This window comes from Paraburkholderia sp. BL9I2N2, assembly GCF_004339745.1.
Taxonomy (GTDB): Bacteria; Pseudomonadota; Gammaproteobacteria; order Burkholderiales; family Burkholderiaceae; genus Paraburkholderia.
The window spans coordinates 4,439,799-4,451,325 of the sequence record NZ_SMGP01000001.1; the positions used below are offsets into that span (position 1 = coordinate 4,439,799).

An 11,527-nucleotide genomic window follows, 5' to 3' on the forward strand; every position below is an offset into this window, starting at 1 on the left:
AAGGAAGCGGTACGGCGACCCCGAAACCGCTCCATCCACACCTGGTACCAAGGAGAAGCTATGCAACACAAGATGAAACAGCTGGCAGGCGCTGCACTGGTTGCAGCGATGTCACTGGCGGGGACGGCCAATGCTCAATCGACGGAAGATGTGAAGGTCGGCTTCGCCGGCCCGATGACGGGCGCGCAGGCGCACTACGGCAAGGACTTCCAGAACGGCATCACGCTGGCAGTGGAAGACATGAACGCGACCAAGCCGGTGATCGGCGGCAAGCAAGTCCGCTTCGTGCTGGATTCGGCCGACGACCAGGCTGACCCGCGCACCGGCACGACGGTTGCACAGAAGCTGGTGGATGACGGCATCAAGGGCATGCTCGGCCACTTCAACTCGGGCACCACGATCCCGGCTTCGCGCATTTACGCGAACGCGGGCATCCCCGAAATCGCAATGGCGACGGCGCCGGAATACACGCAACAAGGCTTCAAGACCACGTTCCGCATGATGACGTCCGACACGCAGCAAGGTTCGGTCGCCGGCACGTTCGCCGTGAAGACTTTGGGCATGAAGAAGATCGTGATCGTCGACGACCGCACGGCCTACGGCCAAGGTCTGGCGGATCAGTTCGAAAAGGCAGCGAAGGCAGCGGGCGGCCAGATCGTCGATCGTGAATACACCAACGACAAGGCCGTCGACTTCAAGTCGATCCTGACCAAGCTGAAGTCGGTGCAACCGGATCTGATCTACTACGGCGGCGCGGATTCGCAAGCGGCACCGATGGTCAAGCAGATGAAGGCACTGGGCATCAAGGCGCCGCTGATGGGCGGTGAAATGGTCCACACGCCGACGTTCATCCAGATCGCGGGTGACGCGGCGAACGGCACGGTGGCATCGCTCGCCGGCCTGCCGCTGGAAGAAATGCCGGGCGGCAAGGACTACGTCGCGAAGTACAAGAAGCGTTTCAACGAAGACGTGCAAACGTACTCGCCGTACGCTTACGACGGCGCAATGGCCATGTTCGACGCAATGAAGAAGGCGAACTCGACCGATCCGGCCAAGTACCTGCCGGTGCTCGCGAAGACCTCGATGCCGGCCGTGACGGCGTCGAACCTCGCGTACGACAGCAAGGGCGACCTGAAGAACGGCGGCATCACGCTGTACAAGGTTGTCGACGGCAAGTGGACGACGCTGCAAAGCGTGGGTGGGAAGTAAGCTGCTCTACCTGCTAGAGCACTCGGCTGCCGCGTGATGATTTGACGCGGCAGCCGATGCAAAAAAAGGCCCTGCGGTTTTCGAACGCAGGGCTTTTTGTTTGGTGCTTGGCGACGTCGCCTGCCGAATGGCACGACAACGCAACTACTCCCCTCGCATCTTCCTCCCCTGCTCCCGAATCTGCTCCAACGTCGCACCCGGCGTGCTCGCTTCCTGCGGCATACGAATCTCGATCACCGCCGCGCAGTTCGCCTCCATCGAACGCTTTAGCGCAGGCAGAAAATCCTCAGTCCGCTCCACCGTCTCACCATGCGCGCCGAACGAACGCGCGAACGCCGCGAAATCCGGATTAGTGAGCCCGGTGCCATGCACGCGGTTCGGATAATGCCGCTCCTGATGCATGCGGATCGTGCCGAAGTGGCCGTTATTCACCACAATGAACAGCACATGCAGGTCATATTGCATCGCCGTCGCGAGTTCTTGCGCGGCCATCATGAAGCAGCCGTCGCCGGCCAGCGCAACGACAGCGCGTTGCGGATACATCGACTTCGCCGCGATCGCCGCCGGCACTCCGTAGCCCATTGCACCACTCGTCGGCGCAAGCTGCGAACGGTAGTGGCGATACGAAAAGTGCCGATGCAGCCACGTCGCGTAATTGCCCGCACCGTTAGTGAGAATCGCGTCGTCCGGTAGATGCGCGCGCAACTGCTGGATCACTTCGCCCATCTGCACGTCGCCGGGAATCTGACGCGGTTTGCGCCAGTCGAGATACGCTCGATGCGCCTCGTCCGTCGCGCCCGACCAGGCGAGTTTATCGGACGAAGGCTTCAACTCCGCAAGCAGCGCTGCCAGCTCCGGCATGCCGGAAACGATCGGCAGATCCGCCGCATACACGCGGCCCAATTCCTCCGCACCTTGATGCACATGCACGAGCGTTTGTTTGGTCTTCGGAATGTCGAGCAGCGTGTAGCCGTTGGTCGTCGCTTCGCCCAAACGCGGTCCGATTGCGAGCAGCACGTCGGCGTCGCGGATACGTTGCGCCAGCGCCGGATTGATACCCAAGCCGACGTCGCCGGCATAGTTCGGATGCTCGTTGTCGAGTGTGTCCTGAAAGCGGAACGCGAGGCCAACCGGCAGTTGCCAGTTTTCGACGAAGCGTCGAAAGTCCGCGCACGCAGCAGGCGTCCAGCCGCTGCCGCCCGCAATCACCATCGGCCGTTGCGAGCCTTCGAGCAATACACGCAACTTCTCGATCTGCGCCGCCGACGGTGACGCCGCGACGCGCTGATACGCCGGCGCGCCGGCCACGGCTTCGCATGCATCGCTCAACACGTCTTCCGGCAACGACAACACCACGGGCCCTGGACGCCCGGAAGTCGCCGTGTGAAACGCATGGCTCAGATATTCGGGAATGCGCTTCGGATCGTCGATTTGTGCGACCCACTTCGCCATCTGACCGAACATGCGCCGATAGTCGATCTCCTGGAATGCCTCGCGGTCGAGATGCTCGCGCGCGCATTGGCCGATCAGCAGAATCATCGGCGTGGAATCCTGAAACGCGGTGTGCACGCCGATCGACGCATGCGTGGCGCCCGGTCCGCGAGTGACGAGTGCGACGCCTGGCCGGCCGGTCAATTTGCCGACGGCCTCCGCCATATTCGCGGCAGCCGCTTCGTGACGGCAAACAATGGTCTGGATGCGTTCGGTCTCGTCGTGCAGCGAATCCAGCACGGCAAGAAAACTCTCGCCAGGCACACAGAAAACACGCTCGACACCGTGCGTGAGCAAAGCATCGACGACGAGACGCGCGCCAGTGGTTTGAGCGGCGGGGGAACCGGAAACAGGAGCATTCGGCTGCGACATTGCGGTGAAGCCTCCAGGCAGTGCAAGAGTGCGGTGTGAGGATGCCGCATCGGCGGGACGCTAGCCGATGCGGCGCTTCGACAGCTTACGCCGGGCGCGGCTGCGCTGTCACGGCGCAGCGCAACCTTGGTGCTCGCGCATTACGTGCCGCGCAAATAAAAACGCGGGCCTTATAGCCCGCGTCGTCATTCATCGTAAAGCCCGGAAAGCGCGCAACTCAACACTCGACGATATTCACCGCCAACCCGCCGCGCGACGTTTCCTTGTACTTGGTCTTCATATCCGCGCCGGTTTCGCGCATGGTCTTGATCACCGAATCGAGCGACACGTAATGGCTGCCGTCGCCGCGCAAAGCCATGCGCGCCGCATTGACCGCCTTTACCGAAGCCATCGCATTGCGTTCGATGCACGGAATCTGCACCATGCCGCCGACCGGATCGCACGTTAGCCCAAGGTTGTGCTCCATGCCGATTTCCGCGGCGTTCTCGACCTGGCGCGGCGTGCCGCCCATGACGGCAGCAAGCGCGCCTGCCGCCATCGAACACGCGACGCCCACTTCGCCCTGGCAACCCACTTCGGCGCCGGAAATCGACGCGTTCAGCTTGTACAGAATACCGATCGCCGCGGCGGTCATCAGGAAGTCGATCACGCCTTGCTGATTCGAGCCCGGCATGAAACGCGTGTAGTAGTGCAGCACGGCCGGGATGATGCCGGCCGCCCCGTTGGTCGGCGCTGTCACCACGCGTCCGCCGGCGGCGTTTTCTTCGTTGACGGCGATCGCATAGAGATTGATCCAGTCGATCATCGACAGCGGATCGCGCAACGCCAGTTTCAGGATTGCCCGACAGCGCGCGATACAACTGCGGCGCGCGACGCTTCACCTGGAACGGACCGGGCAAGTTACCGTCGGCGTCCGGATTGTTGATGCCGCAACCCCGCGATACACATGATTGCATCACGTCCCAGATCTTCAGCAAGCCCGCGCGCGTCTCTTCTTCCGTATGCCAGACGCGCTCGTTGTCCCACATCAGTTGAGCAATGCTCTTGCCGGTGGATTCGCACAGCGCGAGCAACTCGTTGCCGCTGCGAAACGAATGCGGCAGTTGATCGACGGCGCTCAGCACCTTCGTGTTCGGCGCGCCAGCCGTGACCACGAAGCCGCCGCCCACCGACAGATAGGTCGATTCCCGCAACGTTTCGCCCTGCGCGTCGAACGCGCGCAACTTCAGACCATTCGGATGCTCGGGCAGCGCCTGACGATAAAACGAAATGTGATCCTTCTGCACGAACGGCACCTCGTGCGTGCCGAGCAGCGCCAGCTTGCGGGACAGGCGCACGGCTTCGAGCCGCTCAACGATCGTGTCCGGGTCCACGGTGTCGGGCGCATCGCCCATCAGGCCGAGCATGACGCCGCGATCGGTGCCGTGGCCCTTGCCCGTCGCGCCGAGCGAGCCGTACAGATCCACTTTCACCGATGCGGTCGCAGCGAGCAGCCCATCGCGTTCGAGCCCTTGTGCGAACATCAGCGCCGCGCGCATCGGCCCGACCGTATGCGAACTGGACGGACCAATGCCGATTTTGAAGAGGTCGAACACGCTGACTGCCATTTACTGCTCCCTGCGGATATTGAGTTGGTTTACCGCGCCGACAGCGGCAAACACACGGCGAGCCACGCGGGCGGCGTCGGTGCGAGCTGCAGCGCGATCGGCGTATAGCGCCCGTCGAGGCGCGCCGCCAGGTGAAACAGTTCCGTCGCGTTCTTCGGGTCCCACTGACCCGAATAGCCGGGCAAGCCGGCCTCGCGACGTCTTGCATCGAACGGAACGCTCGAATGCACGAATTCTTCATGCGTCTTGCTGCCGGCCGCATACGGCTCCAGCCAGTTGAGCGCGGCTTGCAGCGAGGCGCCGTCCGCGCCCTTTTCCGGCAGCCAGTTACGGTTATGGCGGCGCGCGGCGAGCGCGGCTGTCACGAGCGGTTGCAGATCGTAGGTGACATAATGCAGCGCGTCGCGTTCGCTGAAATCGATTGTCGAACCATCTGGCTCGATGTTGTCGCCGATATGCTCGACGAACAGACGCTGCGCCGCGTTGATCATCTTGCGGTTATCGAGCGTGAACGCGGCCATCGCAATCAGTTTGATCCGATGACTCTGCCAGTTGTTCTTGAACGTCCCTTTGAGCGGCCGAGGTTGCGCGTCGATTTGGCCGATGTAGCCGTTCGCGAGTTTCGTCAGGAACGCCATCGACGCATTGCGCGTTTTCACCGGCAACGCACTTGCGGTCATGTCGTACGCGAGAATCAGTCCTTCAAAACGGGTTTCGTCGATCGGATTGAAGCTCGGTTGATAGGTCGTGACCCAGGCAAACAACAAGCGGTCGACGAGCTTGAGATAGCGGTCGTCGCTGGTGGCGCGCCAGGCGAGTGCGGCGTCGCGCAACAGATCGAGATCTTTCTCCGCTTCGACGCTCTGGTCGTAAATGCCCTCGTGCGGCAGCGTGCCTTCGGTATGCAGTTTCGCCAGCGCATGAGGCTGATCGTTCAGATGCGCCTGCACATTGCTCACCAGCGCTTTCACGCCGGGATCGGCGTTCGTGCGTTCGCTAGTTTGCAGGGCGGGCGCCGCACAAAAATTCATCGCGGCCTGTGCTTGCCGCAGCGGCAGCATCACCGCTGCGCCAGCCAACAGCAGCGTGCAGGCTTGCCGCCATGTCGGCGCTCGCGTTGCTTCGGTCCGGCTTTGCATCAATCGCACCTTTCGCGCCATGCGAAACTCCTCGTTAGGCTGATTCGGTGTGTGATGTTAGCCGTTTGCGGCCAGGAGCGACAGAGAACCGAGGGCAGAACCACGCACCGCCCTGCCGCCTCTTTTCGAGGCAACGGGCGATGCGCGATAACTGTCCAGCTTACTCGTAGTCGGCGATCGGCACGCAGGAGCAGAACAGGTTGCGGTCGCCGTACACGTTGTCCGCGCGGCCGACCGGTGGCCAGTACTTTTTCGCGATCAGCGTGGGCAGCGGATACGCCGCGGTTTCGCGCGCATACGCGTGCTTCCAGTCATTCGCGATGACCACCGCTGCCGTGTGCGGCGCGTGCTTCAGCGGATTGTCTTCGCGGTCCGAGCGGCCTTCTTCGACGGCGCGGATTTCCTCGCGGATCGCGATCATCGCTTCGATGAAACGGTCGAGTTCTTCCTTCGATTCCGATTCGGTCGGCTCGACCATCAGCGTGCCCGGCACCGGGAAGCTCATCGTCGGCGCGTGGAAGCCGTAGTCGGCGAGACGCTTGGCGACGTCGTCCACGGTGATGCCGCTGGTTTCCTTGATCGGACGCAGATCGAGAATGCATTCGTGCGCGACCAGTCCGCCCGGGCCCGAATACAGCACCGGATAATGCGGCGCGAGTTTCTTCGCGACGTAGTTCGCGTTGAGGATCGCGGTTTCGGTCGCGGCGGTGAGATTCTTCGCGCCCATCATCGCGATATACATCCACGAGATCGGCAGGATCGACGCCGAACCGTACGGTGCGCCCGACACCGCGCCAATGCCGTTCGGCGCGCGTTCATAGCCCGACGAAATCTGGTTCGGCAGGAACTGCGCGAGATGCGCGCCGACCGCGACCGGCCCGACGCCCGGTCCGCCGCCGCCGTGCGGAATGCAGAAGGTCTTGTGCAGGTTCAAGTGCGAGACGTCGCCGCCGAACTGGCCCGGCGCGGTCAGGCCGACCATCGCATTCATGTTCGCGCCGTCCACATACACCTGGCCGCCGTGCGCATGCACGATCTCGCAGATTTCACGCACGTTCTGCTCGAACACGCCATGCGTGGACGGATACGTGATCATGATCGCCGCGAGTTTGTCGGCGTGCTGATCGGCCTTCTTCTGCAGGTCTTCGATATCGACGTTGCCTTGCGCGTCGCACGCCACCACGACCACCTGCATGCCGGCCATCTGCGCCGACGCCGGGTTCGTGCCGTGCGCCGAAGCGGGAATCAGGCAGACATTGCGATGCGCTTCGCCGCGCGACGCGTGATACGCGTGAATGATCAACAGGCCGGCGTATTCGCCTTGCGAGCCGGCGTTCGGCTGCAGTGACACGGCAGCGTAACCGGTGGCCGCGACCAGCATCTCTTCGAGCTGATCGATCATTTCGCGGTAGCCGACGGTTTGCTCAGCCGGCGCGAACGGATGGATCTGGCCGAATTCAGGCCACGTGACCGGCAGCATTTCCGAGGTCGCGTTCAGCTTCATCGTGCACGAGCCGAGCGGGATCATCGAACGGTCGAGCGCGAGGTCCTTGTCCGACAGGCTGCGCAGATAGCGCAGCATTTCCGTTTCCGAATGATGACGGTTGAACACATGGTGCGTGAGGTACGCGCTGGTGCGTTCGAGCGCGGCGGGGACCGACGCCGTGTTCGACGCGGCAAGCTTTTCGTCGAGCGTGTCGACTTGCGGCACGTCTTTCGCGCCCGCGGCTTGCGCGAACACTTCGAGCAGATCGGCCAGATCGCGGCGCGTGGTGGTTTCGTCGATCGACAGGCCGACTTGCGTGTCGCTCACGCGGCGCAGATTGATGCGCTTCGCTTGCGCGGCGTCGTGCAGCGCTTGCGTACGCGCGCCGGATTCGAACGTGAGCGTGTCGAAGAAGGTTTCGTTGGTGAGCGTGTAGCCGAGCTGCTTCGCGCCTTCCGCCAGCAACGCGGCGATGCGGTTCACGCGCAGCGCGATGGTCTTCAAACCGTGCGGGCCGTGATAGACGGCGTACATGCTGGCCATGATCGCGAGCAGCGCTTGCGCGGTACACACGTTCGAGGTGGCCTTTTCGCGGCGGATATGCTGTTCGCGCGTTTGCAGCGCGAGACGCAATGCGGGGTTGCCTTGCGCGTCGACGGTCACGCCGACGAGACGGCCCGGCATCTGACGCTTGAATTCGTCGCGCACGGCGAGGTATGCCGCATGCGGGCCGCCGAAGCCGACCGGCACGCCGAAGCGTTGCGTGTTACCGACGGCCACGTCCGCGCCCCATTCGCCCGGCGGCGTGAGGACGGTCAGCGCGAGCAGGTCGGCGGCGACCACCACGTGGCCGCCCGCTGCATGGATTGCTTCGGTGAGCGCGCGGTAGTCGCGCACGTCGCCGTTCACGCCCGGGTATTGCAGCAGCACGCCGAACGCGTTCACATTCGCGGCTTGCGCAGCAGGGCCCACTTTCACTTCGATGCCGACCGGCGTGGCGCGCGTCTTCACCACTTCGATGGTTTGCGGCAGCACGTCGTCGGCCACGTAGAACACGTTCGACTTCGGCTTGCCGATGCGTTGCAGCAGCGTCATCGCCTCAGCCGCGGCCGTGGCTTCGTCGAGCAGCGACGCATTCGAGATCGCCAGACCCGTCAGGTCGACGATCATCTGCTGGAAGTTCAACAGCGCTTCCAGACGGCCTTGCGAGATTTCCGGCTGGTACGGCGTGTACGCGGTGTACCACGCCGGATTTTCCAGCACGTTGCGCAGAATCACCGTCGGCGTGTGCGCGTTGTAATAGCCCTGCCCGATGTACGAGCGGAACACCTGGTTCTTGTCCGCGAGTTCGCGCAGCGCGGCGAGCGCTTCCGCTTCGCTCTTCGGTTGCGCGAAGGGGCCGAGCGGCAGCGTTTCGGTGCGGCGGATCGTCTTCGGAATGACGGCGTCGATCAGCGCGGCGCGCGACGCGAAGCCGAGGGCTTCGAGCATCGCGTGCTGGTCGGCCGCGTCCGGGCCGATGTGCCGTTCGGCGAAGGCGTCATGCACTTCGAGCGCGGCGAGCGAGAGAGGAGTGCGGTTCATCAGACGATCCGGGTGTTCGAGCTTCATGGGTGTTCCTGGCGGTGCGGCTGTCCGTTCGAAAAGGACGCCGCACCTGTCGGGTTAAACGTAAAGGTGAATCAGGCGCCGATTGACTTGGTGTACGCGTCGGCGTCGATCAGACGGTCCTGCGTGGCGTCCGCAGCCGGCTTGATCTTGAAGAGCCAGCTTTCGTACGGCGTGCTGTTGACCGAATCAGGCGTGTCGGCCACGGCGGTGTTCGCTTCGATGATTTCGCCCGAAACCGGCGCGTAGATATCGGAAGCGGCTTTCACCGATTCGATCACGGCGACGGTGTCGCCTGCCGTGACGGTCTTGCCCAGTTCCTGGACTTCGAAGAAGACGATGTCGCCGAGCGCTTCCTGCGCGTGGTCGGTAATGCCGACCGTCAGCGTGCCGTCCGCTTCGGTGCGGACCCATTCGTGCGATTCGGTGTATTTCAGATCGGCCGGGATGCTCATCGGATGCTCCTATGCGGTGTGATTCGGTAGTGACTTGAAAAAAGTGGACGAACGCGCCGGTTGCTTAAACCGCGAGCACTTTGCCATTGCGCACGAACGGCAGTTTTACCACGCTTGCAGGAACGTTTTTGTCACGAATCTGAACGTGCACGGTGTCGCCTGGCTGCACGCCCTTCGGCACGCGCGCGAAGGCGATCGATTCCTGCATGGTCGGGGAAAACGTGCCGCTGGTGATTTCGCCTTCGCCCTGCGGCGTGACGACTTTCTGATGAGCACGCAGCACGCCTGCCGCCTTGCCGTTGTCCTTCAGCAGAATCAGGCCGACGAACGCGGCCTGCGAACCGTCCGCTTCCAGCTTGCCTTTGCCGACGAAGTCGCGCGGCGAGGTGAGGTCGACCGTCCAGGCGAGGCCGGCGTCGAGCGGCGAGACGTTGTCGTCCATATCCTGGCCGTACAGGTTCATGCCGGCTTCGAGGCGCAGCGTGTCGCGCGCGCCGAGACCGGCCGGGCGCACGCCTTGGGCTTGCAATGCGTTCCACAGCGCTTCGACGTGATCCGCCGGCACGATGATTTCGAAGCCGTCTTCGCCGGTGTAGCCGGTGCGGGCGACGGTCAATTCGCCGAACGGCGTGTTTTCGATGCGAGCGGCGTTGAAGGGCTTCAAGGCTTCCGTGGCGGCGCGCGCGGCCGGCACGGTTTGCCAGACTTTTTCGCGGGCGTTCGGGCCTTGCACGGCGACGATCGCGTAGTCGCGGCGCGGCGTGACGGTCAGGCCGAAGCCGCCTTCGGCGTTGAGCTGGCCGAACCAGGCGATGTCTTTATCAGCGGTGCCAGCGTTCACGACCACGCGGAAGTGATCTTCGCCGAAGTAATAGACGATCAGATCGTCGATCACGCCGCCATTCGCGTTCAGCAGGCAGGAGTACAGTGCGCGGCCGGGCGTTTGCAGTTTGGCGACATTGTTCGCCAGCGCGTATTCGAAGAAGGCGCGCACGCGCTCGCCGGTGAAATCGACGACGCACATGTGCGAGACGTCGAACATGCCGGCGTCGGTGCGCACGGCGCGGTGTTCGTCGATTTGCGAGCCGTAATTGACAGGCATGTCCCAGCCGCCGAAATCGACCATGCGGGCATTGAGCGCACGGTGGGTGGCGTGGAGCGGGGTGTGTTTGAGTTCGGTCATGGGGCCTCGGGCATCTCGCGAAACAAAAAAGGCCATGCGGCGCTACGCCTCGCGGCCTTCTGGCTGCGAGCGTGGTCCTGCATGACCCCTCTGTCCTCGATACCTGAGAGATTGCGCCACCGTGATCACGTTGACGTGCCACGGTGAAACGCGCGCCCCTTCGGTGGGCAGCTTGCCAGAATCTGCTCGATTAAACGATGCAGACGGCTACTGCCGCTCTCCAGAGTGCGAAAAACGAGTGCCTCGATGTTGCCTGGACGCGGGTTTTTCGACGCGGTCGGTCCTTTTGCCTGAGAGTTTGCGGGTGTGCCCCTTCGGCGGCGCGGCCTGCGATTTTCAGCGGCCAGCGCGCTCTCCCGACGCGTGCGGCGAATGTACGCGAGGGCCGGGGGCTTGTCAAATAAAGGCCCGCGAGCGGCGCGGCGGTTGACGCACCGCTCTCGCGCCTGTCAAAAAAAGCGCGGGACGTGATGCCGCGCTCGTGCCGCTTTTGGTGCCTGACCTGACGCGTGGCGCGACTATTCGCCGATGGCGTGCGCCGCGTTGTCCAGTTCCTGATTCAGCACGCGCTGTTCGTCGCTGGAGAGGCCGCCGCCATGTTGCGCGGCCATGTCGTGCGCTTCCTGACGGATCACGTCGAGGCGATGGTGCAGCGCGCCGCCTTGGGGCGGCGGGTAATAGCCCTGATTCACGCGGTTGTCGATCCGGCGGCTGAGATTGTCGATGCGGCCGTCGACCTGACGCAGGCGCTGATCCGCGATCTGTTGCGGGTTGGGACGAGGCGCCGGCTGGGGTTGAGGCGCCACCACACAGGCGGCGAGGGAACTGAGCAAGGCGCACGCGGCGAGCGCGCGGATAGTACGGGGCATGGACTCTCCGGAAGTCATTGTCGTTGTGTGGTGCTACCCGGTCGCAACGGATGACTGCCGGGCCGCGCTGACCGGCAGCGCGGCCTTATTTGTAACGTTATGTTCCTT

7 protein-coding genes, 1 pseudogene and 2 riboswitches are annotated in these 11,527 nt (G+C 63.4%); of the genes and pseudogenes, 1 reads left to right on the forward strand and 7 read right to left on the reverse strand.

The window, feature by feature from the left end; all coding sequences use genetic code 11:
• Nucleotides 1-60 precede the first annotated feature (60 nt).
• On the forward strand, nt 61-1,209 hold the full coding sequence (locus B0G74_RS20230; RefSeq protein ID WP_132376545.1) for a branched-chain amino acid ABC transporter substrate-binding protein: 1,149 nt from the start codon (nt 61-63) through the stop codon (nt 1,207-1,209).
• Between the two features lie 144 nt (nt 1,210-1,353).
• Here the strand turns inward: B0G74_RS20230 and B0G74_RS20235 are convergent, their stop codons facing one another.
• The 7 genes and pseudogenes from B0G74_RS20235 to B0G74_RS20265 all read right to left on the reverse strand — a co-directional run bounded on the left by B0G74_RS20235 (nt 1,354) and on the right by B0G74_RS20265 (nt 11,419).
• Entirely contained in the window at nt 1,354-3,072 is a 1,719-nt protein-coding gene (locus B0G74_RS20235; protein WP_132376546.1) for a thiamine pyrophosphate-binding protein, read from the reverse strand.
• Nucleotides 3,073-3,289: 217 nt separating this feature from the next.
• A pseudogene (locus B0G74_RS20240) lies at nt 3,290-4,679 on the reverse strand (L-serine ammonia-lyase).
• A 29-nt stretch (nt 4,680-4,708) separates the two neighbouring features.
• On the reverse strand, nt 4,709-5,839 hold the full coding sequence (locus tag B0G74_RS20245) for an alginate lyase family protein (RefSeq protein WP_132376547.1): 1,131 nt from the start codon (nt 5,837-5,839) through the stop codon (nt 4,709-4,711).
• A 139-nt stretch (nt 5,840-5,978) separates the two neighbouring features.
• Entirely contained in the window at nt 5,979-8,915 is a 2,937-nt protein-coding gene (gene gcvP, locus B0G74_RS20250; RefSeq protein ID WP_132376548.1) for an aminomethyl-transferring glycine dehydrogenase, read from the reverse strand.
• A 71-nt stretch (nt 8,916-8,986) separates the two neighbouring features.
• On the reverse strand, nt 8,987-9,367 hold the full coding sequence (gene gcvH, locus B0G74_RS20255) for a glycine cleavage system protein GcvH (RefSeq protein WP_012434788.1): 381 nt from the start codon (nt 9,365-9,367) through the stop codon (nt 8,987-8,989).
• Between the two features lie 64 nt (nt 9,368-9,431).
• The gene (gcvT, locus tag B0G74_RS20260; RefSeq protein WP_132376549.1) at nt 9,432-10,550 is read right to left on the reverse strand and encodes a glycine cleavage system aminomethyltransferase GcvT; all 1,119 of its coding nucleotides are present in this window, start codon (nt 10,548-10,550) and stop codon (nt 9,432-9,434) included.
• Nucleotides 10,551-10,630: 80 nt separating this feature from the next.
• Nucleotides 10,631-10,784: riboswitch (glycine riboswitch) on the reverse strand.
• 33 nt (nt 10,785-10,817) lie between these two features.
• Nucleotides 10,818-10,919: riboswitch (glycine riboswitch) on the reverse strand.
• A 149-nt stretch (nt 10,920-11,068) separates the two neighbouring features.
• Entirely contained in the window at nt 11,069-11,419 is a 351-nt protein-coding gene (locus tag B0G74_RS20265) for a hypothetical protein (protein ID WP_132376550.1), read from the reverse strand.
• Nucleotides 11,420-11,527: the final 108 nt, after the last annotated feature.